The organism is Serratia sp. CY31944 (genome assembly GCF_052169175.1).
Taxonomy (GTDB): Bacteria; Pseudomonadota; Gammaproteobacteria; order Enterobacterales; family Enterobacteriaceae; genus Serratia; species Serratia sarumanii.
On the sequence record NZ_JBJNLG010000023.1, the window covers coordinates 1 to 24,853 of the forward strand.

27 protein-coding genes are annotated in these 24,853 nt (G+C 59.9%); 14 read left to right on the plus strand and 13 right to left on the minus strand.

Annotation, left to right across the window (positions count from 1 at the left end; translation table 11 throughout):
• The first annotated feature begins 32 nt into the window (after window positions 1–32).
• The 5 genes from ACJ8IN_RS20820 (at window position 33) to ACJ8IN_RS20840 (ending at window position 3,208) form a co-directional block, all read left to right on the plus strand.
• Window positions 33–584 (plus strand): LuxR C-terminal-related transcriptional regulator, encoded by a 552-nt coding sequence (locus ACJ8IN_RS20820; protein ID WP_033648805.1) that lies wholly within the window; start codon window positions 33–35, stop codon window positions 582–584.
• Window positions 585–838: 254 nt separating this feature from the next.
• A complete protein-coding gene (locus ACJ8IN_RS20825; RefSeq protein WP_033654592.1) occupies window positions 839–1,225 on the plus strand; it encodes an ArsC family reductase in 387 nt (128 codons plus the stop codon).
• On the plus strand, window positions 1,222–2,349 hold the full coding sequence (gene dapE / locus ACJ8IN_RS20830; RefSeq protein ID WP_033648807.1) for a succinyl-diaminopimelate desuccinylase: 1,128 nt from the start codon (window positions 1,222–1,224) through the stop codon (window positions 2,347–2,349). Before ACJ8IN_RS20825 ends, dapE begins: the two co-directional genes overlap by 4 nt.
• On the plus strand, window positions 2,346–3,020 hold the full coding sequence (locus ACJ8IN_RS20835; protein WP_060428641.1) for a M15 family metallopeptidase: 675 nt from the start codon (window positions 2,346–2,348) through the stop codon (window positions 3,018–3,020). The genes dapE and ACJ8IN_RS20835 overlap by 4 nt, the downstream gene beginning before the upstream one ends.
• 2 nt (window positions 3,021–3,022) lie before the next feature.
• A complete protein-coding gene (locus ACJ8IN_RS20840; protein ID WP_060428639.1) occupies window positions 3,023–3,208 on the plus strand; it encodes a YpfN family protein in 186 nt (61 codons plus the stop codon).
• Window positions 3,209–3,238: 30 nt separating this feature from the next.
• On the opposite strand, the gene ypfH is transcribed toward ACJ8IN_RS20840, so the two are convergent.
• From ypfH to dapA, 6 genes are all read right to left on the minus strand, one after another.
• Entirely contained in the window at window positions 3,239–3,928 is a 690-nt protein-coding gene (gene ypfH / locus ACJ8IN_RS20845) for an esterase (RefSeq protein WP_308325954.1), read from the minus strand.
• A 120-nt stretch (window positions 3,929–4,048) separates the two neighbouring features.
• A complete protein-coding gene (locus ACJ8IN_RS20850; protein WP_308325955.1) occupies window positions 4,049–6,061 on the minus strand; it encodes a GNAT family N-acetyltransferase in 2,013 nt (670 codons plus the stop codon).
• A gap of 56 nt (window positions 6,062–6,117) precedes the next feature.
• Entirely contained in the window at window positions 6,118–6,981 is an 864-nt protein-coding gene (gene ypfJ, locus ACJ8IN_RS20855; RefSeq protein ID WP_033635497.1) for a KPN_02809 family neutral zinc metallopeptidase, read from the minus strand.
• A gap of 209 nt (window positions 6,982–7,190) precedes the next feature.
• Window positions 7,191–7,904 (minus strand): phosphoribosylaminoimidazolesuccinocarboxamide synthase, encoded by a 714-nt coding sequence (purC, locus tag ACJ8IN_RS20860; RefSeq protein WP_004941708.1) that lies wholly within the window; start codon window positions 7,902–7,904, stop codon window positions 7,191–7,193.
• A 170-nt stretch (window positions 7,905–8,074) separates the two neighbouring features.
• Window positions 8,075–9,127: an outer membrane protein assembly factor BamC gene (gene bamC, locus ACJ8IN_RS20865; protein ID WP_033648812.1), complete on the minus strand. Its 1,053-nt coding sequence runs from the start codon at window positions 9,125–9,127 to the stop codon at window positions 8,075–8,077.
• Between the two features lie 16 nt (window positions 9,128–9,143).
• The gene (dapA, locus tag ACJ8IN_RS20870; protein WP_043147806.1) at window positions 9,144–10,025 is read right to left on the minus strand and encodes a 4-hydroxy-tetrahydrodipicolinate synthase; all 882 of its coding nucleotides are present in this window, start codon (window positions 10,023–10,025) and stop codon (window positions 9,144–9,146) included.
• A 110-nt stretch (window positions 10,026–10,135) separates the two neighbouring features.
• Here dapA and ACJ8IN_RS20875 point away from each other — a divergent pair, with 110 nt between their 5' ends.
• Window positions 10,136–10,741, plus strand: a complete 606-nt coding sequence (locus ACJ8IN_RS20875; RefSeq protein WP_369919484.1) for a glycine cleavage system transcriptional repressor — start codon at window positions 10,136–10,138, stop codon at window positions 10,739–10,741.
• A gap of 2 nt (window positions 10,742–10,743) precedes the next feature.
• A complete protein-coding gene (gene bcp, locus ACJ8IN_RS20880; protein ID WP_033654587.1) occupies window positions 10,744–11,208 on the plus strand; it encodes a thioredoxin-dependent thiol peroxidase in 465 nt (154 codons plus the stop codon).
• 43 nt (window positions 11,209–11,251) lie between these two features.
• Here bcp and ACJ8IN_RS20885 read toward each other — a convergent pair whose 3' ends face one another.
• Window positions 11,252–12,328 (minus strand): AI-2E family transporter, encoded by a 1,077-nt coding sequence (locus ACJ8IN_RS20885; RefSeq protein ID WP_033635501.1) that lies wholly within the window; start codon window positions 12,326–12,328, stop codon window positions 11,252–11,254.
• A gap of 854 nt (window positions 12,329–13,182) precedes the next feature.
• Here ACJ8IN_RS20885 and ACJ8IN_RS20890 point away from each other — a divergent pair.
• On the plus strand, window positions 13,183–13,395 hold the full coding sequence (locus ACJ8IN_RS20890) for a hypothetical protein (protein WP_033648813.1): 213 nt from the start codon (window positions 13,183–13,185) through the stop codon (window positions 13,393–13,395).
• Between the two features lie 72 nt (window positions 13,396–13,467).
• On the opposite strand, the gene ACJ8IN_RS20895 is transcribed toward ACJ8IN_RS20890, so the two are convergent.
• The gene (locus ACJ8IN_RS20895; protein WP_060423962.1) at window positions 13,468–15,663 is read right to left on the minus strand and encodes a TonB-dependent receptor; all 2,196 of its coding nucleotides are present in this window, start codon (window positions 15,661–15,663) and stop codon (window positions 13,468–13,470) included.
• A 56-nt stretch (window positions 15,664–15,719) separates the two neighbouring features.
• Entirely contained in the window at window positions 15,720–16,802 is a 1,083-nt protein-coding gene (locus tag ACJ8IN_RS20900; RefSeq protein WP_049233876.1) for a YncE family protein, read from the minus strand.
• A gap of 392 nt (window positions 16,803–17,194) precedes the next feature.
• On the opposite strand from ACJ8IN_RS20900, the gene ACJ8IN_RS20905 reads away from it, so the two are divergent.
• On the plus strand, window positions 17,195–17,647 hold the full coding sequence (locus ACJ8IN_RS20905) for a GNAT family N-acetyltransferase (protein ID WP_033635504.1): 453 nt from the start codon (window positions 17,195–17,197) through the stop codon (window positions 17,645–17,647).
• Between the two features lie 20 nt (window positions 17,648–17,667).
• Here ACJ8IN_RS20905 and ACJ8IN_RS20910 read toward each other — a convergent pair whose 3' ends face one another.
• Window positions 17,668–18,285 carry a LysE family translocator gene (locus tag ACJ8IN_RS20910; protein ID WP_033635505.1) on the minus strand — a complete coding sequence of 206 codons (618 nt, stop codon included), beginning with the start codon at window positions 18,283–18,285 and terminating at the stop codon, window positions 17,668–17,670.
• A gap of 193 nt (window positions 18,286–18,478) precedes the next feature.
• Here ACJ8IN_RS20910 and ACJ8IN_RS20915 point away from each other — a divergent pair, with 193 nt between their 5' ends.
• Entirely contained in the window at window positions 18,479–18,940 is a 462-nt protein-coding gene (locus tag ACJ8IN_RS20915; RefSeq protein WP_033654583.1) for an Lrp/AsnC family transcriptional regulator, read from the plus strand.
• Window positions 18,941–18,974: 34 nt separating this feature from the next.
• Here the strand turns inward: ACJ8IN_RS20915 and ACJ8IN_RS20920 are convergent, their stop codons facing one another.
• Window positions 18,975–20,183, minus strand: coding sequence for an NAD(P)/FAD-dependent oxidoreductase (locus ACJ8IN_RS20920; protein WP_060423959.1), 1,209 nt, complete (start codon window positions 20,181–20,183; stop codon window positions 18,975–18,977).
• Window positions 20,184–20,340: 157 nt separating this feature from the next.
• Window positions 20,341–20,880 carry an RrF2 family transcriptional regulator gene (locus ACJ8IN_RS20925; protein WP_004941666.1) on the minus strand — a complete coding sequence of 180 codons (540 nt, stop codon included), beginning with the start codon at window positions 20,878–20,880 and terminating at the stop codon, window positions 20,341–20,343.
• Window positions 20,881–21,219: 339 nt separating this feature from the next.
• On the opposite strand from ACJ8IN_RS20925, the gene ACJ8IN_RS20930 reads away from it, so the two are divergent.
• The 4 genes from ACJ8IN_RS20930 to ACJ8IN_RS20945 all read left to right on the plus strand — a co-directional run bounded on the left by ACJ8IN_RS20930 (window position 21,220) and on the right by ACJ8IN_RS20945 (window position 24,053).
• Complete coding sequence (locus ACJ8IN_RS20930; RefSeq protein ID WP_033635508.1) at window positions 21,220–22,689, plus strand: beta-barrel assembly-enhancing protease; 1,470 nt, start codon at window positions 21,220–21,222, stop codon at window positions 22,687–22,689.
• A 20-nt stretch (window positions 22,690–22,709) separates the two neighbouring features.
• Complete coding sequence (gene arsC / locus ACJ8IN_RS20935; protein WP_033648817.1) at window positions 22,710–23,063, plus strand: arsenate reductase (glutaredoxin); 354 nt, start codon at window positions 22,710–22,712, stop codon at window positions 23,061–23,063.
• Window positions 23,064–23,263: 200 nt separating this feature from the next.
• Window positions 23,264–23,494, plus strand: coding sequence for a hypothetical protein (locus ACJ8IN_RS20940; RefSeq protein ID WP_033644019.1), 231 nt, complete (start codon window positions 23,264–23,266; stop codon window positions 23,492–23,494).
• Between the two features lie 13 nt (window positions 23,495–23,507).
• Window positions 23,508–24,053: a helix-turn-helix transcriptional regulator gene (locus ACJ8IN_RS20945; protein WP_308325957.1), complete on the plus strand. Its 546-nt coding sequence runs from the start codon at window positions 23,508–23,510 to the stop codon at window positions 24,051–24,053.
• A gap of 7 nt (window positions 24,054–24,060) precedes the next feature.
• Here ACJ8IN_RS20945 and hda read toward each other — a convergent pair whose 3' ends face one another.
• Complete coding sequence (gene hda / locus ACJ8IN_RS20950; RefSeq protein ID WP_025159568.1) at window positions 24,061–24,762, minus strand: DnaA inactivator Hda; 702 nt, start codon at window positions 24,760–24,762, stop codon at window positions 24,061–24,063.
• Window positions 24,763–24,853: the final 91 nt, after the last annotated feature.

The window sequence follows — 24,853 nt, forward strand, 5'->3', positions numbered from 1 at the left end:
ACCGGGAATAAAAAATAAAGGATTATAATAATATGAAGATCGATATTTTCAGCGAATGTACCTATACCATTATCGGTATCAGACAACTGATAAATCAAACATGGTCAGAAAAAAACACGCCAGCCGACTTTAACCGCAGAAGGGTCTGCTTTATCGATGTCACCCTCGCCAATTTTGAAGCGCGTTACCGCGATGAATATGCCAACCCCAAAACCTACAAAATAGTCATTATTACCGACTGTCCGCATGAGATGGTGATTGTCGACAATAAGACCATTATATTATCAAATCTTATATCTTTAAGCCGTTTCAGCCACCTGATCGGCGATTTATATACGCGCTACAGTCACTATACCGAGCCGCCGCAGCTCTCCCGGCGTGAGTCCCTTTTCCTGTCGGAGTGGTCGACGGGAAAATCGCTGACCGATATCAGCAACGCTATGAATATAAGAAACAAAACCGCCAATCATTACAAATCGAGAATCATGAAAAAGCTTGGGGCCAGCAGAATAAAACCGCTGTTGCATATTACCCGCGTACGGTGTTTAACCGATCGTTTAAATATAAAAATTAATAAAGAATAGTTCCTCTGAGCCCAGATCCGCATTGGCGGCTGAACGCGTTCGCCGGCGTCTTTTACAAGCACCGTCGGCGCAGTCTGCCGTTCAACCACATTGCCAACCTCTCTCCCTGGTGCTCAATCGCATCTCGCGCGCATCGTTGTCTGGATCTCGCCGCCGCTTTACTGGCATTATCTCTGCTATCGCCGGGCGGCGAGAAGGCCTAAGACCGCGCCCGCCGCCCAGTATCGACTCGACGAGACAGGTAGCTTTACGCCATGGCAAACAAACCGCAACAGACAACGCTGACGATGTACGGCATCAAAAACTGCGACACCATCAAGAAAGCCCGCCGCTGGCTGGAAGATCAGGGCGTGGCCTATCATTTTCACGACTACCGCGCCGACGGCCTGACCGAACAGCAGCTGCGCGGTTTCGTCGCGCAACTGGGTTGGGAGCCGCTGCTCAATACCCGCGGCACCACCTGGCGCAAGCTGGATGAAGCGCAGCGCAACGCCTGCGATAACGCCGACGCCGCCATCGCGCTGATGCTGGCGCAGCCGGCAATCATTAAACGCCCGCTGCTGGACGACGGCAACGGCCGCGCCCTGCTCGGTTTTAACGCCGACACTTACCAGCAATTTATCGCCGAGGTCGCCGTATGACTTGCCCGGTTATCGAACTGGCCCAGCAGCTGATCAAGCGCCCTTCCCTCAGCCCGAATGACGAAGGCTGTCAGCAACTGATGATCGATCGTCTGCAGGCGATCGGCTTCACCGTCGAAGCGATGGACTTCGAAGACACCCAGAATTTCTGGGCCTGGCGCGGCGAAGGGCAAACCCTGGCGTTTGCCGGGCACACCGACGTGGTGCCGACCGGCGATGAAAAGCGTTGGGACAACCCGCCGTTTGAACCGGCGATCCGCGACGGCATGCTGTATGGCCGCGGCGCGGCGGACATGAAAGGTTCATTGGCCGCAATGGTGGTGGCCGCGGAACGCTTTGTCGCCGCCAACCCGGATCACCGGGGCCGCCTGGCATTCCTGATCACCTCGGATGAAGAGGCCAGCGCCACCCACGGAACGGTTAAGGTGGTCGAAGCGCTGATGGCGCGCAACGAACGGCTGGATTACTGCCTGGTCGGCGAGCCGTCCAGCACCGAGCGCGTCGGCGACGTGGTGAAAAACGGTCGTCGCGGCTCCATCACCGCCAACCTGCATATCCACGGCGTACAGGGGCACGTCGCCTATCCGCACCTGGCGGACAACCCGGTGCATCGCGCCATGCCGGCGCTGAATGAACTGGTGGCGATCGAATGGGATCGCGGCAACGAGTTCTTCCCGCCGACCAGCATGCAGATCGCCAACGTGCAGGCCGGCACCGGCAGCAACAACGTGATCCCGGGCGATCTTTACGTGCAGTTCAACTTCCGTTTCAGCACCGAGCTGACCGACGCGATGATCAAGCAGCGCGTGGAAGAGCTGCTGGAACGCCACCAGCTGAACTACAGCATCGAGTGGCGGCTGTCCGGCCAACCGTTCCTCACCTCGCGCGGCGCGCTGGTGGATGCGGTGGTCAACGCCGTCGAGCACTATTCTGAACTGACGCCGCAGTTGCTGACCACCGGCGGCACCTCCGACGGCCGCTTTATCGCGCAGATGGGCGCGCAGGTGGTGGAGCTGGGGCCGGTCAACGCCACCATCCACAAGGTCAACGAATGCGTCAACGCCGCGGATCTGCAGCTGCTGAGCCGCATGTATCAACGCATCATGGAGCAATTGGTCGCATGATCAACGCAGAGATGCTCACCGGCCGCTCAACCGAACACCTGGCGCCGCTGAGCGGGAACCATCGGCTGCAGCCGCAGGCGGTCAACGCCTTCCTGGCGATGCAGCAAGCGGCGCATGAGGCGGGATTCGATCTCCAGCCCGCCAGCACCTTCCGCGATTTCGACCGGCAGTTGGCGATTTGGAATGGCAAATTCTGCGGCCAGCGGCCAGTATTAGATAAGGACAGCCGCCCGATCGACGTCGCGCCGCTGCCCGCCGCCGAGCGCTGTGAGGCGATCCTGCGCTGGTCGGCTCTGCCGGGCGCCAGCCGCCATCACTGGGGCAGCGATCTGGATGTGTACGATCCGTCGCTGCTGCCGGAAGGGAAAAAGCTGCAGCTGGAGCCGTGGGAATATGAAGAAGGCGGTTACTTTGCGCCGCTCAACCAGTGGCTGACGGCGCATATGGCCGAGTTCGGTTTCTACCGCCCCTTTACCGAAGACAGCGGTGGCGTGGCGGTAGAGCCGTGGCATCTGAGCTACCGGCCGCTGGCGCAAGAGGCCGAACGCTTGCTGACCCCGGCGCTGTTGCTGGCGGCCTGGCAAGACAAGGAGGTCGCCGGTGCCGAATGGCTCGAACGCCATCTGCCCTCGATTTTTTCGCGTTTTATACGCAGTGAAGGAAAGGAGTAGCTATGCAATGGTTAGCTGATTACTGGTGGATTATCCTGCTGATCCTGGTGGGAATGGTCGTCAGCGGCATTAAGGAACTGCGCCGCGTCGACGTGAAAAGCTATCTGGCCAACAAGCCGGAGATACCGCCGCACCGCGACAACAACGCCCAGTGGGATGACGAAGACGACTGGCCGAAAAAGAAATGACATCAGGGCGCTCATCGGCGCCCTGAATTTTTAGCGAAAGGCGATCAGCTCGCCACGCTTGCCGGACAATGCCTCGTCCCAGTAGCGCTGCGGCACATAATAATGCAGCCTTTCCAGCGCGGCGTTCATCATGCCCTGGTTGATTACGTGCCCGACGTTTTCCTCCACGTCCAGCGTAAAATCGGCGCCGCCGGCCCGTAGCGCTTCTGCCGCCGCGTGAGCGTGTTGCACCGCGATCACCGCGTCCTCTTCACCGTGGATCAAATGCACCACGCTGTCGCCGAAAGCCTGCTCAGGCAGCTGGGCGAAACGCCCGCTGAACGCGACCACGCGCCCGGCCAACCGGGTTTCCGCTTTTAGCGCCTCAAGCGCCATGATCGCCCCCTGCGAGAACCCCACCAGCGCCGTGCCGGCATAGCCCACGCCGCTCAGTTGCTGCCAATGGCGCACTACCGCCACAAACTGCGGCATTACGTCTGCGATGCGGGCCGCGCGGTTCTCTTCGGTCACGTCCTGCACCGAAAACCACTGGCGCCCGGCACCGTTGCCAAACGCTTCGGGGCCACCGATGCTCACCACCTGCGCCTGAGGAAACTCTTTGGCGAAGTAGCTGCCGATCTCCCCCATCGCCACCGGGTTGTCGCCGACACCGTGAAACAGCAAGATCAGCTGCGCCGCCGGGGCCGCCGGGCTTTGGACAACGAAATGCTCATGTTTCATCGATGACTCCTTAATAGTAACCAAACCTGGTGCGGCGACAGTCGCCGCCACACCGCTGACAGTGACTATACGCCGTTGAGAAATCGGGAAAATCGGGTTTTATTGAGCGAGTTATTCAATTTATTGCAACGACTGCGTCCAGTCGCGCCAGTAGCGGCAGTGCTGCGCATTCAGCTGTTCCAGCGCCTGCGCCGCTTCGTGCCGCCAGTGGCGCAGCAAGGCTTTCTGGCCGCTAACGCCCGCCAGCTCCGCGCAGGCCGCCGGGGGTTGCCGCCGTTGCAGATGGCCGCGCAGCGCGGGCAGCGGCAGATTGCTGGCCAACAGCAAACGCTGCAATGCCCCCAGGCTGGCCTCCAGCGGCCGATGGGCGAAAGCGAACCCGGCCAGCTCGCGCCAATCCTCTTCGCCGAGCGGCGTATCGCCGTCGTCGCCCGGGATCGCCAGCGCGAGTTCAATACGCTGCCGCAGCCAGGGCCAGTCGCGCGCCAGATGCTTGTGCGCCGCGTGCCGCAGCGCCTCTCCTTGCTCGCTCAGGGGCAGGATAGCCATCGCGGTATAGCAGCCGCTGCTGGCCTCCGGCTTGCTGCCGATGCGCACCAGCTCGAAACCGCAGGATTGCCAAAAGCGCCACAGCGGCTCGGTATAGCCGAAGCTGACCGACAGAAAATCCAGCCCCTGCGCCTGACGGCGTTGCCGCTCGACCAGCTGACGCGCGATACCCCGCCGCCGCAACGCCGGCAGCGTGGCGATGCGGGTAATGCGCCGTGACCGCAGCGTCGGCGCCCACCACTGGCCGCCATGCGCTGCCAGCGACTGCGCCACCAGGTTGCCGCGCGGCCGGCGGCGGCCGGCCCACACATCGTGCGCCAACTCGGCGCTCAAGCCACCTTCGTCCACCAGCCACACGGCGCCAACTACCTCCTGCCCGGCCTGCGCCAGCCCGAAATGCATGCCGGGCGCATCCATCAGCCTGCGTAAGTCCAGCGGCGAGGTGCGGTAATGCGCGCTGCTCAGCAGGGCGTAGAAACGCGCCAGCCGCTGCGGATCGGCGCACAGCTCACGCTGCTCTGCCTGGCTGTAATCGATCGCCTGGCCATCCGCCGGCCAGGCGGGCAGCTCATTGAACAACAGCGCATTGTCCGTGACCCGTTCCAGCGCATCGCCCTGTGCCCAGCGCATCGGCTGTTGCAGGCTCAACGCCTGATAAGACGGCAGCCCGGCGCAAAACTTCAGCAGAAAACCGCGGCCGGTGCCCTCATACCCCTGCACCGTGGTGGTCAGCAGCACGCGCGGGAAATAACCGATCAGCTGCTGCAACAGCGGCGCGGGGATCGCCGCCGCTTCATCCACCAGCAGCCAGCCCACGGCGCCGACGTCCCCCTCCCGACACTGCGCCAGCAAGGCATCAGGCGCCCAAAACTGCGCGCGCCCCTGCGCCCATTCCCCGGCTACCTCCGTGGCGGCGCGGCTCGGCCCGGTGATCCAACAGGTCAGCGGCGACTGCGCCACCAGCATGCCGGCCAGCGTCGATTTGCCGCGGCCGCGGGCGGCGGTCAGCACCCACACGCCGGATTCGGCCTGCAGCAGCGCCGTCAAGATCGCCTGTTGCTCCCCGGTCGGCCGGCCATCCGGCGGCAGCCAACCCTCACGCGCCGGCAGCGCGGCCAGCGTCAGAGGCTCATCCTGCCGCCAGATCGTCACTTCTCGGTCGTCGGCCAGGTGCTGCTGCAGATGGTGAATGAAATGCGGGGTGGTGATCGGCTGTGGGCAATCGCTCCAGCGCAGGCTGTCGCCGTCCGGCAGCTGAGACCATTGCCGCCAGGGCGGCGTCAGCAGCAGCAGCCAGCTGCCGGCGCGCAGTGCGCCGCACAGCGCCGCCAATGCCTCCACGTCCAGCGACTGACCGGCGTCGAACACCGCGTGCAGCCGCTCCTGCCCCAGCAATTGGCGCACGGCGCCACTCGCCAACGCCGTCGGGCCGGGCGGCGGGTTTTGCCCCACCCACGGCCAGTCGCCCGGCAGCGTCGCCGCCAGCCGCTGCGCCTGTTCGCGACACCAGTCGGGCTCACCGCTGAGCACCAGCAGGCGCCGGATGCCCTGCCGCCGCATGAGTTGTTGCGCTGCCTGTAACATAAGGCTGTATCTCAATCCGAAAAAAATGCCGGAGTCAGGCTCCGGCACTTGAGGCGTTAACGGGATGCAAAGGTGTTGCAGGTATTGGGATCGCCGCTGTCGAAGCCCTGTTTAAACCAGGTGTAGCGCTGCTGCGAGGTGCCATGAGTGAAGCTGTCCGGCACGACGCGGCCCTGACTCTGCTGCTGCAACCGATCGTCGCCAATCGCCTGCGCGGCGTTCAGCGCCGCCTGCAGGTCGCCCTCTTCCAGCATCTGCTGCTTCTCGGCATATTTGCCCCACACGCCGGCGAAGCAGTCCGCCTGCAGCTCCATTTTCACCGACAGGCGGTTCACTTCCGCCTGGCTGGCGCCCTGCTGCATCTGGCGCACCTTGGGCTCGATACCCAACAGGTTCTGCACGTGGTGGCCGACTTCGTGCGCCACCACATAGGCCTGAGCGAAATCACCGCCGGCGCCCAGCTTGGTTTTCATGTCCTGATAGAAAGACAAATCGATATACACCGTTCTGTCACCCGGGCAGTAGAACGGCCCCATTGCCGCCTGACCGGTGCCGCAGCTGGTGCGCGTCACGCCGCGATACATCACCAGCTTCGGCGGTTGATAGGTTTTGCCCATGCGCTGGAAAATCTCTTTCCAGTTGTCCTCGGTCGAGGCCAGCACCACCGAGGTGAATTTGGCCAGCTCATCATCTTTCGGACTGATGTTGGCGCTCTGTTGTTGCCCCTGCGGCGCAACGTTACCGCCGTTCAATAGCGGCGACAGATCGATGCCGTAATAGCCGGCCACCAGCACCACCACCAGAATGACGATGCCGCCCTTGCCGCGCACCGGCACGCGGAAGCCGCCGCCGCCCAAACCTGAAGATTGCCCGCGACGATCCTCAACATTGTCACTTTCCCGACGCCCTTGCCAACGCATAAATATACTCCAGATATTTCCCCTGCTCGTTGAAGTTGCGCCGCGATGGTAAGCGCAAAGGCAGCTTCAAGCCTGAGTGGGATAGGTTTTAGTCATCTCGCATCCATTATTATAAATGGTCTGCCGCAGAGGAAATGTAGAAATTTTCTGGAAAAACGCAGAATAGCGGGACGATCCGGCCGGATCGCCCCGAATGGCGGTGCCGACGCTTAGTCGAGCTTCACGCCGATGCGGCGCGCCACTTCTTCATAGGCTTCGATCAGGCCGCCCAGGCTTTGACGGAAACGGTCTTTGTCCATCTTGTCCAGGGTGTTTTTGTCCCACAGGCGGCTGCCGTCCGGCGAGAACTCATCGCCCAGCACCACTTCGCCGTTGAACAGGCCGAACTCCAGCTTGAAGTCGACCAGGATCAGGCCCGCGTCGTCGAACAGCTGGGTCAACACGTCGTTGGCGCGGTAGCTCAGCTCGCGCATGCGCGCCAGATGTTCTTTGCTCACCCAGCCGAAGGTTTCGCAGTAGGATTCGTTGACCATCGGATCGTGCATGGCGTCGTTTTTCAGGAACAGATCGAACAGCGGCGGGTTCAGCACCAGGCCCTCTTCGATGCCCAGACGCTTCACCAGCGAACCGGCGGCGCGGTTGCGGATCACGCATTCCACCGGCACCATGTCCAGCTTCTTCACCAGCACTTCGTTGTCGGACAGCAGACGCTCCATCTGGGTCGGGATGCCGGCTTCTTCCAGTTTGCTCATGATGAAATGGTTGAACTTGTTGTTCACCATGCCTTTGCGATCGAACTGCTCAATGCGCTGACCATCCAGTGCTGACGTATCGTTGCGGAACTCCAACACCAACAGATCGGGATTCTCGGTGGTGTAAACGGTTTTTGCCTTTCCGCGATACAGCTCAGCTAGCTTTTGCATCTTACTTACTCCAGTGATGTATCCCCGATGTCTCCCGAGCGCGGCCCGAAATTAGGGGGTATAGAATTGACCTAATGAATTCTTTGGCGTGCCGGACACTATTGTGCCAAACCTGCGACGCAAACGATACCGTATAGAAAAAACAAAAAGGGGCCGAAGCCCCTTTTTGATTAGTTAACGCTGGTTTTACTGAAGGCAGACTGGAATGCCGCCACCAGTGCGTCGTTTTTCGACTGGGTCAGCGGTTTGCCTTTCGGATCGATAAATTGCAGGCTGGTGCGGTTGTTGAGATCGCCGACCTGCAGCTTGTAATCCCCTTCCGCCAGTTCAGGATCCTTGACGCCCAACGCATCCCAATCGCTGCTGCTCAGGGACTTGTAGGTCACGGCGACGGTGCCCTGCGGACGGCTGCGGTCACCCACTTTCATCCCCAGTTTTTCGAGCGCCGGCGGCAGGCGATCCCACACCACGGTGTACGGGCCGCGCACGACCAGCATCGGCAGGCCGGTATCATCGGCGCCGCTCTGCACGTCCAGCGCGCCGAAGCGGCTGGCGGTTTGGCTGCTCGCCAGGTTGTCCTGCTTGTCCAGGCCTTCGATCAGGGTGTTGATCATCATGCCGTTGTAGCGCTGGATCTCAGACTGATCGGTCACCTGCTCGGTCTTGCCCTGCTGCTGCAGGCCAACGCTTTTCACCACCAGCGCCTGCTGGTAGCCCTGCTGCTGCACGCTGATCTGATAACGGCCTTCGTACTGGTTGTCTTCGTCCAGACGGTTCCACTTCACCCAGTCGGTGGTCAGGGTCTGACCGGCGTCCTGGCGGGAAGCGATCGCGATGTTCTTCGCCTGCAGCAGGCTGACCACGCGCGACCACAGGTTCTGGTTCTGCGGGCTGTTTTCCAGCAGCAGCGTGCCGCTGTCGCCGGCGTATTGCGCGCGTGAACCGCTCAGCAGCGCCAGCGGCTGCACCGGCGGACGAATGTCCAGCTGCTTGCCGACGTTGCCTTGCAGCGTCGTGGCGGGAACGTCATAGTTGCCGCTCTGCACCGGCAGGATCATGCCGGACGGCGCGTTCAGCGCTTTGAGCGGAGCCGCGTCGAGGTAGGCCTCGTCGCCGCTGACCTGGCGCTTGTAGCGCTGATCGCTGCTGCAGGCTGCCAGCATCATCACCAAAGAGATGCCCACTACTTTTGCTACCGTCGACTTTTGCAATGAATAAGCCATCAAATTTCCCTTAGAGTTACAGCAAACCGACGCTTTTCAGCGCGCGCTCCACCACCGGGCGGGCGGCTTCGCTCAACGGCGTCATCGGCAGACGCAGCGTATCGGTTGCCATCAATCCCAACGCCTTACAGGCCCACTTCACCGGAATTGGGTTTGCTTCTACAAATAGATCCTGATGCAACGGCATCAAGCGCTGATTTAAGCGGCGCGCGTCGGCAAATTTGCCCTGCGCCGCCAGCGCGCAAAGTTCCGCCATTTCGCGCGCGGCCACGTTGGCCGTCACGGAAATCACCCCTTTGCCGCCCAGTTGCATGAAGTCCAGCCCGCTGGCGTCGTCGCCGCTCAGCAAAATGAAGTCTTCATCGTCAACCAGCACTTGGATCTGACTAACGCGACTTAAGTTCCCCGTCGCTTCTTTTACAGCAACAATATTCTTGATTTTTGCCAGCCGAGCGATGGTCGGCGGCAGCATGTCGCAGCCGGTGCGCGAAGGCACGTTGTACAGGATCTGCGGCAGCTCGGTGCTCTCGGCGATCGCCTTGAAGTGCTGATACAGCCCTTCCTGCGTCGGCTTATTGTAGTACGGCGTCACCGTCAGGCAGCCCACTACGCCGGTATTGGCGAAGCGGGTGGTGAGCGCGATGGCTTCGGCGGTGGCGTTGGCGCCGGTGCCGGCGATCACCGGAATGCGGCCGTCGGCCAGCTCCAGCGTCTGCAGCACCACGTCAACGTGCTCGTCATGGGCAAGCGTTGCGGACTCGCCGGTGGTCCCTACGGAAACGATCGCCGCGGTGCCACTGGCTACATGATAATCGATCAATTTTTTCAGGCTCGCGCGATCGACAGCACCTTTGTCGTCCATCGGCGTCACCAGTGCAACAATACTTCCCGTAAACATTGGCCGTCCCCTCCACAAACAAGTCACTCATGGTACTTTTGCTGCCTATCCAAAAGCAAGCGCACAACCGCGTTGTAAGCGCTTGGCAGGCGGTTTTTTTTATGTTTACCATGGTAACCCCATTAAGCACGACAGGAAGCGCTATTTTGCCTCAGTCAGACGAACACTATCTCGTGATTACCGCGCTCGGCGCCGACCGCCCCGGAATCGTCAATACCATCACCCGCCACGTCAGCAGTTGCGGATGCAATATCGAAGATAGCCGTCTGGCCATGCTGGGAGAGGAGTTCACGTTCATCATGCTGCTGTCCGGCAGCTGGAACGCCATCACCCTGATCGAATCCACCCTGCCGCAAAAAGGCGCGGAGCTGGATCTGCTGATCGTGATGAAGCGCACAAACTCGCACGAAAGGCCGCCGATGCCGGCCACGGTGTGGGTGCAGGTGGAAGTGAAGGACTCGCCGCACATCATCGAACGCTTTACCGATCTGTTCGACTCCAGCCAGATGAATATCGCCGAACTGGTCTCGCGCACGCAGCCGGCGGAGGGCGACCTGCCGCCGCAGCTGTATATCCAAATCACCGCCCACAGCTCCGGCGATCGGGACGCCTCAAATATTGAGCAAGCCTTCCATCGCCTATGTACAGAATTGAACGCGCAAGGCAGTATTAGCGTGGTGAACTATCCACAGCATGACGAGAAAGATGGAGAGTAGTGATGAGCCCATTGAAAGCCGGTGACACAGCGCCGAAATTTAGTTTGCCTGACCAGGACGGTGAGGAAATTAATTTGGCCGACTTCCAGGGACAGCGAGTTTTGGTTTACTTCTATCCGAAGGCGATGACGCCGGGCTGCACCGTGCAAGCCTGCGGCCTGCGGGACAACATGGACGAATTGAAAAAGGCCGGCGTCGAAGTGCTGGGCATCAGCACCGACAAACCGGAAAAACTGTCGCGCTTCGCCGAAAAGGAGCTGCTCAACTTCACGCTGTTGTCTGATGAAGATCATCAGGTGTCGCAACAGTTTGGCGTGTGGGGCGAGAAAACCTTCATGGGCAAGACCTACGACGGTATTCACCGCATCAGTTTCCTGATCGATGGCAAAGGCAAGATTGAAAAAGTGTTTGATGATTTCAAAACCACCAATCACCACGACATCGTTTTGAACTACCTGCAGCAGTAAATCTCACGAAGCGCAGCGGCCTGCTGCGCTTCGTTATTCCCTCTCAGCCGGCCTCGTCTTCCACCTCGACCCGCAGTTCATCCGGCCAGGCGTGAATCACCGCCTTCACCAGCGTCGCCAGCGGTATGGCGAAAAACACCCCCCAAAAGCCCCACATCCCGCCGAACACGATCACAGAAAGGATAATCACCAGCGGATGCAGGTTGACCGCTTCGGAGAACAGGATCGGCACCAGCAGGTTGCCGTCCAGCCCCTGCACCACCAGATAGGCGACGATCAGCGTCCAGAAATCGGCGCCGACGCCCCACTGGAACAGCGCCACCACCACCACCGGTATGGTGACCAGCACCGCGCCGATGTAGGGGATCAGCACCGAGAAGCCCACCAGCACCGCCAGCAGCAGCGAATAGCGCATGTCCAGCACGGCGAACACCAGGTAGGTCGCCACGCCGACAATCACCATCTCCAGCACCTTGCCACGAATGTAGTTGGTGATCTGCTGATTCATCTCGTTCCAGACCTGCCCCGCCAGGCCGCGATTGCGCGGCAGCACGCGGCGCACCGCGTTCAGCAGCTGCTCTTTGTCTTTCAGCAGGAAGAACATCATCATCGGCACCAGGATCAGGTAGATAGCCAACGTCAGCAGGCCGACCAGCGACGCCAGCGAGAATTTCACCACCGATTCGCCCATGCCGGACAGCCGGCTGCGCAGGTTTTCCGCCATCATGTCGATGATGCCGGCATCCACCAGCGCCGGGTAACGCTTCGGCAGCGTCGCGGCGAAGTTATAGAACTGGTTGAGCATGCCCGGCAGATCGCTCATCAGATTGATGCCCTGTTGCCAGGCGGTTGGCGCGACGACGAACACCAGCAGCATGGCGACGCCCGCAAACACCAGCAGCATGATGCTCGCCGCCCAGGTGCGCGAACAGCCGATGCGCTGCAGGCGCGCGGTCGGCCATTCCAGCAGATAGGCCAGCACAATGGCGACCAGCAACGGGGTCAGAATGCCGTGCAGAAAATAGAGAATGAGGAAGCCGGCAACCAGGATCACCAGCAGCGCGATAGCCTGCGGATCGGTGAAGCGGCGGCGGTACCACTGTAATAACATCTCCAGCATCAGAGCGGGCTCCTCGAGGTTTGACGGGCGGGCATGGCGATTCCTGTGATGGGCGTGATTAAAGCATAGATAGAACGGGCGCACGCGAGGTGTGCAAAGCACTCAGAGTACTCAAAGTTCGCCATACATCAACCGCAATTTGGCTGATTTTATCGCGTGGGCAGGCGATCGGCGCAAAAATCCGCAGACGCGGCGACAGGCGCGGTGAGCGGCCCCTAACGGGGCCGCGGAAGATTACAGCGAGGTACCGATAGAAAGGGGCGAACCGACCGCCAATGCGAACAACAGCACACAGCCAATCGCGATCGCCGCCGCCAAATCATTTTTCATTTTCCCATCCCCTGATGCTTAAACTGATTATCGTCACGAACTCTGTCGGTTCTTGCGTTGCGGCCTTTTCTGATGCACGTCATTAAAAACCCCCGCCGCAGCGGGGGAGAAAACGTTCTGGTGCATCAAGTGTTACAAGGAGGTCATGAGGGATTGCTAACCCTAAATGACTATTTCAAGCTAGGATTATTCCCAGAACATGGCAAGCGATCGCGTCGAGGTTATCCGCACTTTGAGATAAACCTCATAAAAAAATCCCGCACGGCAGCGGGATGAAGGGATGATAACGTCATGAATTTTTTATGCGGACAATGAGGCGGTATTGTCGTCATTTGGCGACAATACCGCGCCGGCACGGCGGTCACAAGGGAAATTTGGCCACGGTGAGGAAATCAGAATTTCGCCACTGCACGCGATCGTGCGCCCGCCAGCATCAACGAAAAAATGAGATTTTCGTCAGACAGCAGCCGGGCAAAAACCGGTAGCATGGCCGATATCATCCCAAACGCCGTAGGGGAAAAAAGATGAACAGCAAACCGTGTGAATTTGATGAAGCCATCTGTCTGGCGATCGGGCGTGGCGTTTGCGAAGTCGTGAAGATAGGGGATGAAATCAGCGTCTTCTCCCTGCTGGAAGCCATCGAGAGCTTCATCGAACGGCAGGCGCTCAGCGAAAGCGAAATCGCGGCGGCGGACGACGCGCTGGATCTGATCAGCGTGCTCACCCATCGGTCATAGTGAAAAACGCTCCCCCGGTGACGAAGAAACCGGCGCCCCATCGCATGTGGGCCGCCGTCGTTTCTGTATCGCTTAGAAGTCGTAAGTTACCGACGCTTTCAGCGTTCTCGCCTGTCCCTGGAAGACGTAAGTGCCATTGCTTTCTACGCCGGACCAATACTTCTCGTTCGTGACGTTGTCCAACCCCACACGCCATACCAGCGTATTTTGATCCTCATTCAAACGCATGCGATAGCGAAGGCCGAGATCCAGGGTCGTGAAACTATCGAGCTTTTTGGTATTGGCGGAGTCGGCATATTGCGAACCGGTATGCCTCACTTTCGCCGTCGCCGTCAGGCCATCGACCGGCCTGATATCGTATTCCGCCCCCAGCACCGCGTAGAAGTGCGCTACGCCGATAGCGTCTTTGCCATCGTTACGGCCGCCCTGGGTTTTGGTCAGCTCGGGCGAAAGCCAGGTAGCGCTGCCGTTAAGGCGCAGGCCGAAGGCCGGTTCGCCAAATACATTCAACTCCACGCCGCGGTTACGTTGCTCGCCGTTCAACGTGTAGTAGTTGTTGCTGTCGATCATGGTGGCCGGCTTTTTGATTTCAAACAGCGCCAACGAGCCGCCCACGCGTTCGAAATCAACTTTCACGCCCACTTCATTTTGCTTGGAACGGGCGATACCGGTACTCTGCCCGAAGTTAGCCGCCTCTTTCGGCGCAATGCCGCCAGGCTGCAACGCCTCGGTATGGTTGGCATAAAGCGACACCGTTTCCCACGGCTTGTAGACCAGCCCGAACGTCGGCATCCAGCGGCTTTGCGTATAACGGGAGGCGGTATCCTCCAGGCCGGTGGCGTTGCTGTAATTACGCACCACCACTTTCTGATGGCGCGCCGCCGCCGTTAACAACACCCGGTCGCCGAAAAAGCCCAACGTATCGCTGAACAACCAGCCCTGCGTCCGGTTACGCGCCGTGGTCAGCGGATCGCTGTAGTTGCCGCCGAAATAGGCGTTGTCCGGTATTGCGACATCATGGTTATCGTAGATATTGGTCGTCGGATTGTTGGCGGACATGCGCCACGCGGTTTTGTCGCGTTTAATCTGCGCGGAATAGCCGACGTTGACCCGATGCGAAACCGCCCAGGTCGTGAACTTGCCCTCAAGCCCCGCCATGCCGCTGAAAGCGTCGATAATGCGGTTGGTGTCCAGGCGCCCAACCGTGGCGTCGCCGTTGGCGTTGATGAGCTTCGGTGCGCTGTAAACACCGGTTTCATGGCCGTGCTGCGCGCCCAAGCCGGCATAGGCCTTCCAGTCGCGGGTTAAATCATATTCCGCTTTCGCCATGCCGAATTCGTTCTCGATATCGCTGTAGCCCCACTGCTGACTGTAATTTTTACGGGTGTCAGGCACCGCGGGTATCACATCGATGCCGCTGATGTTGACCCCCATCGTTCCCCCATGGAAGGTCTTTTTCTGATAACCGAAGTCCAACGATGAACGGAAACGATCGCCGCGATAGTCCAGCCCAACCGATGCCAGCGTAGTGCGCCGCTTATCATCCTCAACCGCCGTTTCACCCTCACGGTGCACCAGGTTGACACGAGCACCAAACTGGTTGTCGTCACCAAAACGGCGGCCCAGATCCAGCGTGCCGCCCACCTGAGAATCGGAGGTGTAGTCGAGGCCGATCTGGGTGGTCGGCGTTTCTTCCGCCCGCTTCGGTTCAAGATTGATCATGCCGCCAACGCCGCTGGAAGCCAGGCCGTTCAATAGGGCGTTCGCCCCTTTGAAGATCTCCACCCGCTCCAGCATCTGGGTATCCATCACCTGGCGCGGCACCACGCCCGGCAGCCCGCCCATCGTCATGTCGTCGCCGTCCAGTTGGAAACCGCGGATACGATAGGTTTCGGCGAAGTTACCGTACCCCTGCACCGCCTGTACACCCGCGTCGTTGCTGACCACGTCGGCGATGGTCTTCGCCTGCTGATCCTGTACCAGCTTCGCGGTATAACCTATGACGTTGAACGGAACGTCCATCGCTTTCTGTTCGCCCAACATTCCCAGGCGGCCGCCGTGGGCGACCTGTCCATCCAGATAGGCGGGAACCAAATCATTGCCGCCGGAGTTGAAATCGCCGTGTTTTTCGGCCCGGACAACCAGGGTGTCCTCCTGGTTTTTCTTGGCGTCGCCGTCTGCGGCCAGCGCCCCCTGGCTCAGCGCGCCAATAGTCAGCGCCAGCAGCGTTTTACGTAAAGGGAAATTCGTTGTACTGGTGTTGTGCATAATTCACTCATGAATGAGGATAAAAGTTAAATGGCCCGTCGCCGGGCCGATGGGGCTTATTTATTCAACGCGATGCGAACCACGCTGTCCGGCCCCTGAGTGGAATGATCTTTGTTAAACGGCTGTTTGACCGTAACGAACAATGTCTGGCCGTCTGCCGACAGCAGCAAGCTGTTTGGATTCGGCGGCAGCGGCCAGCGCTGTTTCACCGCATAGGTCGTCGCATCCAGGCTCAGCACATTGCCGGATTCACGCTGCGAGATGTAAATTTCGTTGCGCCGTGGATTGAAAACGACAGCCAAAGAGTCGCCCACGTCAAGCCGCTTCAATAACTTCCCGGTGTGAATATCCAAGACCAGCGTGGTCTTCGCCTTGGAGTTGTCGGTGACGAACAAACGACCGGTAGCCTCGTCCTCCGCCATATTGAGCAGCAGTGCGGGTTGGTCTCCCAACGGTTTCCAGCGTTTTTCGATGCGGTTGGAACGCGGGTTGATCACCAGGATCTCGCCGCTGCCATTGGCGGCATACACGCGTTGGGTCTGTTCGGAGTAATGCAGGCCGGTCATCCATTTGCCGGTATTTTTAATGCGCGTTTTCAGCTTGAGCGATTCAGCGTCAACCACCCAAATTTGCGCCGGGTCGGCCACCGCCCCCACATACAGCGTGTTGTCGTGAGCCAGAATTTGGCGCGCACCATACGGCAACCCTTTCTCATTGCGCTCGCTGAACAGCAAACGCCCTTTCACCTTACCGTCGGCGGCGCCGATTGCGCTGATACCGCCGTCCAGCGAATTGCTGACATAAAGGGTTTTCCCATCCGCAGAGGCCTGCATGGCGAAATTTTTCAGATCGGTATGCGTCGTGCCAAGGGTTTTCAGGGTCTTGGCGTCCAGCTTATAGACCACGCCACCCTGTACATCTTTAAAACTTTCGGCACTGGCGACGTACAGCGCATCTCCCCCTGGCGTCAGCGCCATTTCATACAAGCCATAAGCCAGTTGGCGTTTGACGATGCTGTCGGATTGCGCCGCTTGCGCCAGAGGTTGCACGGCAGGGGAAGAGGAAGAGGTTTGGTGCGGCGTGCAGCCGCTGAGCGCCATCCCCGTCAGCAGGGCGAGCACAGAGGTTTTCATTTTCATCGGGGAAATCCTTGACCATTCAAAACGGTGTTTACGGCGGGCTCTGCAGTTTAGTTTGGAGCTTTCTCATCACGAGAAATGAGCGCCACCGCGCGTCTCAGTGTTTCCCTGTGAATCAACTATCACGCTAATGCAGGCTAATAACTCCTTCGTGCGCCCGCGAACAACAAAGAGAATGAGAAACATACTCATTATTATTTACGCAATCAAGCGTAATTATTTTCCTTCCTTCTCTAAAAGTCATGGCGACATCTCGTATTATCAAAACCAATACGCCAGCTATCGATCCCGGTGCCGCGCATGGTTATCTCGCCTTACACCGTCGATAAACGGCCTCACCCTGCGTACAGGCACTTAACAACGAGCGAGCAGACAACAGGAGAAGCCCCCTCATGACAACCCCTGCCCCACGGGAGTGGCAGCGTGCGGACTATCTCGTCAGCACCGATCCCGCTCTGCTGGATCTCGATGCCATCCATGCATTTCTGACCCGTTCGTCATGGGCGGAAGGCATTGATAAAGAGACCGTCCGCCAGTCCCTCGCCCACAGCCTGTGTTTCGGTTTGTATCACGGCGCCAGGCAAATCGGGTTCGCCCGGCTGGTTACCGATTACGCCACTTTCGGCTATCTGTGTGACGTGTACGTGCTGGAAACGTACCAAAAAAGCGGGCTGGGTCTGTGGCTGGCGGAATGCTGCCAGGCCCATCCGCTGATGGCGACGCTGCGGCGAGTCATGCTGGTCACCAGCACCGCCCCCTGGCTCTATGAAAAAGTGGGCTATAGCGCCATCAACCGCCCCGACTTTGTCTGGCAGATCGCCCGGCCGGACATCTACCGACGATAGGTGTTTTCGCTGACCAGGCGCTATTTCAGCGCCTGCTCGGCCAGCAGCCCGAGGGCGATGACGATCATCGCCGCGCCGGAGATGCGCCCCACCACCTTCGCGGCCTGTGGGCGCGTGCGCAGTACCGACTGCGATCCGAATCCCACCAGCAGATACACCAGGCCGCAGCTGATCAAATGCACGACGCCCAACGCCAGCATCTGCATCGGCACCGACCATTCGGCCCGGGCGTCGGTAAACTGCGGCAGCAGCGCCAAAAACAGCAGAAACACCTTGGGGTTCAGGCCGCTGACGCACACGCCCTTGCCGGCCCAGCGCAGCCAGGAATCGGAACGCTGATCTTCACCGGCGCCGGGCACCGGCGGGTGCAGCAGCATGTTGCAACCGATCCACAAGAGGTAAGCCGCTCCCAGCAAGGTAAGCGCCGTCAGCGCCAGCGGGTTGCCGACCAGCAGCGCGCCGACGCCCGCCACTACGATCGCAATCATCAACAAATGGCCAAACAGCAAGCCGGCGACGGCGGGCACCACCACCCGGCCGCGAATGCCCGCCGAGATCACATAGGCCCAATCCATACCCGGCGTGATCACCAACAAAATCGATACCGCCCAAAAAGCGGCGAACAGAGCGAGCGTCATACCGCCGCCCTCTCAAACGCGCTGCGCCACACTGAACAGAGAACCATTGCGCTTTCCTCGTGGAAGAAGAACGGCCCCGCCTGCCGCGGCGGCCGTCAAAACCGTTCAACAGATGGCAAGAATATCCTCAAGGGATTAAAATGTGCTTTCAATTACTTGCCTGAAATCGGCATAAGAGGGGAAATTCTTCTAAATGGATAAGATTGATCGCAAGATTCTTGCTGAACTGCAGACCGACGGCCGTTTATCGGTGACCGAGCTGGCCGAGCGGATCGGGTTGAGCGTATCCCCCTGCCACCGCCGGGTGCGGGCGTTAGAGGAATCCGGGGTGATCAGAGGTTACCGCGCCCAGCTCGATCCCGGCAGCCTGGGCTATAACTTTTCCGCCCTGGTGTTCGTCACCATGCGCGAAGGCGATCGCCGCGCCGTTGAAACTTTCGAAAACGCCATGATGGATATTCCCCAGGTGGTGCAGGCGCAGCGGCTATTCGGCGATCCCGACTACCTGCTGCACGTGATCGCCCGCGATCTGCCCGCCTTTCAACAGCTTTACGACGAGAAACTCTCCGCTTTGCCGGGCGTGCAGCGCCTGAGCTCCACGCTGGTGATGAAAACCGTGGTGCCGGAGCGTTCATTCCTGCCGCTGGGAAAATGACGACGGGAGCGTTGCCGCTCCCGTTTTGACTTCTTTAAGGCACAATCACGAAATCCGGATTGGCAATGGCGAACAGCGCCTCGCGATCCGCCGCCGGTGGATAAATCCACTGCGTATTGATCTCCTGCTTAATCTTTTTGCCTTCCTGACGGGTAAAACGCACCTGGCGATCCCAGCCTTCGGTATACAGCGCGCCCCAGGGCCCCAGATCCAGACAGGTCACATACTTCGGCTGGCTGTACGGGTGCGTCGGCAATCCCGCCAGCTCCGCCGCCGCATTGTGGCCGGCCACGCGGCCAAGACTCATCGCATGCTGGCAGGTCATCAGGTTGTGGTTGCCGAGATCGTCGGTCGCCGCCTTCACCGTATCCCCGGTCACGAAAATGCCCGCCGCCGCCGGCGCGCGCAGGAAGGCGTCGCCGATCACCCGGCCGTTGCCGTCGCGCTCGCCGGGGATCTGCTCGGTCAGTGGATGCGCCCGCACGCCCGCCGCCAGGATCACCGTGTTGGCGGCGATGCGCTCACCGTTCGACAGCATCACCCCCTCGGCGTCGATGGCCGAGACGCGCAGGCCGGCCCGCGCTTCCACGCCGCACTCCGCCAGCGCCTGGCGTATCACCGCCCCCGGCTCCGCCCCCATCCCGGCGCCCACTTCCGGCGCGGTATCGACGATCACCACGCGCACGTTCTCGTCTTTGCCCAGCACATCCCGCAGCCGCTGCGGCATCTCCGCCGCGCTCTCCAGCCCGGTCAGCCCCGCGCCCACCACCACGGCGGTGTTGCGCGCCGGCGTCGAGGGTTTGGCCGCCAGCGCTTTGATATGGGCATCCAAACGCTGCGCGCTTTCCAGCGTATCGACGTTGAAACCGTATTCGGCAAAGCCCGGCACCGCAGGCACGGAGAGCCGACTGCCGGTGGCCCACACCAGGCGGTCGTAGACCAGCTCAAGAGATCCCCCCGTCGCCTGCGCCACCGTGAGCGTTTTGGCGGCGGCGTCGATGCGTTCTACCGTCCCGGCCAGGTGGCGCACGCCGACGGCGGCGAGCTGCGCGGAAATGTCCGGGTTCATGTTTTCCAGCACCGCTTCATACAGGCGCGGCCGGATGGTGACCGTGGGCGTCGGCGAAACCATGAGCACCTCGATCTCGTCATGCTTACCGGCGATGTTAATGGCGCGCATGGCGGACACGGCGGCCCAAAAACCGGCAAAACCGGAACCGGCAATCACTATTTTCTGCGTCATGGGATGACTCCTTCATACAGGGTTAACCGGGCGATAAGGCTGCCCGCAGTTTTCGGATGAACGATGCCGTTCCGCTCCCGTAACAGGGTGCAGAAGGCCCGCCCGCCCCTTCCGAAGAGGCGGGAAAAGTGTGTTTCGCTTTAAGGAAAGGCGGTTGTTAGGTCTTGGCGCGCGCCGTTTTGCCGCTGCGCGCGGTGCGCTCCGTCATGCGCTCGTCGAGCCAGAGGTTGACCTCACCGAAGAAGCCCTGCGGCGCCTTGCGGCCAAAGCGGGCCGCGACGGCGCCGAGGGTCTGCGCCGCCAGCGCGTCGCGCATCGCCTTCTCCGCCTGCAGCATCACCGCATGGATCGCGCATTTGCCGGAAACCGCCCAATCCGGCGGGGAATCGTCGAACACCGCACAGCGCCCGCGCACCTCCTGGCAATCGAACAGCGGCTTGTGCCCTTCGATGGCGTCGATGATCTCCAGGAAGCTGATCTCGTCCGCCGGGCGCGCCAGACGATAACCGCCGCGCACCCCTTCACTGGCGGCGACGATCCCTGCCTTTTCCAGCTTGGGGAAAATCTTGGCCAGAAAGCTGGGGGAGATGCCCTGCAGTTCGGCGAGTTCGCGGCTGCTGAGCGCGCGCTGGTTATCGCCGACCAGCCACAGCAGGCAGTGGATGCCATATTCAACGCTGGTTGTGATGTACGCCATGTGTCCGTTTTCGACCGTCAATGAATCTTCAATAACGCAGACTATATGAGTCTGCGTTTATCTTGTCAATAAAACACGGACAAAGTTGATCCGTGTTTTATTCGAAATGCATGCCGCCAGCGACGAAAAAACGCCCTTCAAAATGAAAAATAAAACTTTTTTGCCCGATCCGCGCCCGGCTAACGTTTCCTTGTCGCCTGCGGCTGACTATGATGTGATGGGTGCCGCCGCCGCGGTTTGTGAGCCGCCGCACTTTCGCGCGGATTGCGCCGCGGGAATAAAGAACTCTTGTCTGCTGCTGACGTCTTAGAAATGATTATTTAAGGGAAACGCCTGACTATGACCAACCGGTTGACCAAAACCGCGTTAGCGGTGCTGCTGCTCGGCACGCTGAACGCCACCGCCCTGGCGCCAGCACAGGCGGAAAGCCAGGATCAGTTGCCGGATATGGGCACCTCCGCCGGCGGCACCCTGAGCATCGGACAAGAGCTGGCGATGGGCGATTTCTACGTGCGCCAACTGCGCGCCAGCGCCCCGCTGATCAATGATCCGCTGCTGAGCCAGTACATCAACCAGTTGGGCAACCGGCTGGTGGCCAGCGCCTATTCGGTGCGCACGCCGTTCCATTTCTATCTGGTGCGCAACGACGAGATCAACGCCTTCGCCTTCTTCGGCGGCAACGTGGTGCTGCACTCCGCGCTGCTGCGCGTCAGCGACAACGAAAGCCAGCTGGCTTCGGTGCTGGCACACGAAATCTCGCACGTCACCCAGCGCCACCTGGCGCGCGCAATGGAAGATCAACAGCGCAACGCCCCGCTGACCTGGGTGGGCGCGCTCGGCTCCATCCTGCTGGCGATGGCCAACCCGACTATGGGCATGGCGGCGCTGAGCGGCACCCTGGCCGGCACCCAGCAGGGCATGATCAGCTTTACCCAGTCGAACGAACAGGAAGCCGACCGCATCGGCATTCAAGTGCTGCAGCGTGCCGGATTCGATCCGGAAGCGATGCCCGACTTCCTGCAGAAGCTCTCGGATCAGTCGCGCTACGCCTCCAAACCGCCGGAAATGCTGCTGACGCACCCGCTGCCGGACAGCCGCCTTTCCGACGCGCGCAACCGCGCCAACCAGATGCCGAAACACATCGTGCAGTCTTCGCAGGATTACCTGATGGCCAAGGTGCGCGCACTGGGCATGTACAGCTCGGAAGGCTATGGCCTGAACGAAGAGCTGCTCGGCTCGCTCAGCAAGGGCAATGTGCGCGAACAGGCGGCCGCCAAATACGGCCGCGCCATCCTGTTCTATGAAGCGAAAAAATACGACGACGCACGCAACATCATTCAACCGATGCTGGCGCAGGATGCGAAAAACGTCTGGCTGATCGACCTGATGACCGACATCGATCTCGGCCAGAAACGCGCGCCGCAGGCCATCGCCCGGCTGCAGGCGGCCAACGCCGCCCAGAGCAACAACCCGGTGCTGCAGCTCAACCTGGCCAACGCCTATGTCGAAGGCAACCAGCCGGCGCAGGCCTCGAAGATCCTGAACCGCTACACCTTTGCCCATCCGGACGATCCGAACGGCTGGGATCTGCTGGCGCAGGCCAGCGCCGCCCAAGGGCTGCGCGATGAAGAACTGTCGGCCCGCGCCGAAAGCCTGGCGCTGACCGGCCGGCTCGATCAGGCCATCGGCCTTCTCAGCAATGCCAGCTCGCTGCAGAAACTCGGCAGCCTGAAACAGGCGCGCTACGATGCGCGCATCGACCAGCTGCGCCAACTGCAACAGCGCTTCCGCCAATACCAGCGCAGCTGATGCAACAAGGAATGAACGCCATGAAAAACGTCACGATTTACCACAACCCGCGCTGCTCCAAGAGCCGTGAAACCCTGGCGCTGCTGGAACAGCACGGCGTCGATCCCAAGGTGGTGCTGTACCTTGAAACGCCCCCGTCGGCCGATGAGCTGAAAAAGCTGTTGAAGGAACTGGGCTTCACATCGGCGCGCGATCTGATGCGCAAGAAAGAAGACCTGTACAAGGAATTGAAGCTGGCGGACGACAGCCTGAGCGAAGAACAGCTGCTGGCGGCGATGACGGCGAACCCGAAACTGATCGAACGCCCGATCGTGGTGAAAGGCAGCAAGGCGCGCATCGGCCGGCCGCCGGAGCAGGTGCTGGAGATTTTGTAAACGGTCAACCCGCCTCTTATTGAGCCGTAACATACCAATAGCCCTGAACAGGGCTATTTTTAATTGTTTGTTATATAAATACTTTTCATCATCCTCAACTTCTCCTGTTGCTATGCTGCACAAATGCCGAGCCTCACGGCAAGACAGGCGTTGACAACCGTCAACACCCCCACTACCCTAATCGCATCACTGGACGAGCGATGAAAAAACACCCAGACAAGCATATCCAGGCGGCATTAGCTTACGCCCTTTCTCAGGGCTGGCATTTTCGTCCCAGCAAGGGGCATGCTTTTGGCCGACTGCATTGCGCCTTTGCCGGACATCAAGAACATATGATGAGCATCTGGAGCACGCCGAAAAATCCAGAGGTACATGCCAAACAGATTCGGCGCAAAGTCGATCACTGCCTGGCGCTGTCGCAGAAAAAATAACCGGAGAATCACCATGACGCTCTTTCATTTCTCATTGACGCTAGATGGAGTGACCGCCGATACCACCGGGTTGGAGGATGCGCTGCATGCAGCGGGATGCGATGACGCGCTGATCTGTTTCTACGGTAAAACCGTCTACCTGGAGTTCGATCGAGAAAGCGATAACTTTGCGCACGCGATTTGCAGCGCCATCAGTGATATTGAGTCTGCAAATATTAGCGCCAAGGTGATATCGGTAGACTCCAGCCTGGTGGGATTAAGCGATATTGCCGAGCTCACTGAACTGTCGCGTCAGGCGATCGCGATGCTAAAAGACGGGACTCGCGGCCCCGGCGGCTTCCCTTCCCCCATTCAACGGCTGGGCGGCACCTCACCGTTATGGCGCTGGGCTGACGTGGCGGCCTGGTTGGCGCAACAAGGGAAAATCGACCCACGGCTTGCAGACAATGCGCAGTGTCTGGAACATATCAATCTCGCTTTGCAACTGCGAAGCGATCGGCAACGCCAGCAGGTTGAGCACTACAGCTCCCTGCTGGAACATGCAGAAAAACAGGTTTGATGGCTCGCTACAGCCCCAGGATCTCTTTAACGAACGGGATGGTCAGCTTGCGCTGGGCGGTGATCGAGGCACGATCGAGTTGATCGAGGGTCATAAACAGCGTGCGCATCTCGCGATCCAGCCGTTTCAACAGGAAGCGGCCCACGTCTTCCGGCAGCTCGAAGCCGCGCAGTTTGCCACGCAGCTGCAGCGCCAGCAGTTTCTCTTCGTCCGACAGCGGCTGCAGCTTGTAGATCTGCCCCCAGTCCAGGCGCGAAGCCAGATCCGGCAAACGCAGGTTCAGCTGGCGCGGCGGGCGATCTCCGGTGATGAACAAACGGGTGCGGCCGGTTTCCAGAATGCGGTTGTAGAGGTTGAAGATCGCCATCTCCCACTCTTCGTCGCCGGCGATGCATTCAATATTGTCGATGCAAACCAGCGCCAACTGCTCCATGCCGTCCAACACTTCAGGCACGAAGTAGGCGCGCTTGTCGAGCGGCACATAGCCCACCGCCTCGCCCTTCTGCGAAAGCTCGGCACAGGCCGCATGCAGCAGATGGCTGCGCCCGCCGCCTTCACGCGACCAAAAATAGATATAGCTGCCATGTTCCTGACGGACGGCGGATTGGATCGCGGCTAATAGGGATGGGTTCTCGCCCGGATAAAAACTGGCGAAAGTTTCATCATCGGGAAGATAAAGTGGCAGTGAAAGCTGTGCCGGCGTATTCAGAGAAGCACCTCAACCAAAACTGGCAGAAAAACGTAGGCAGTTTAACACAGAAAACGGGCGCTGTTGAACCGGCAGGATCTTATGCCGCAAT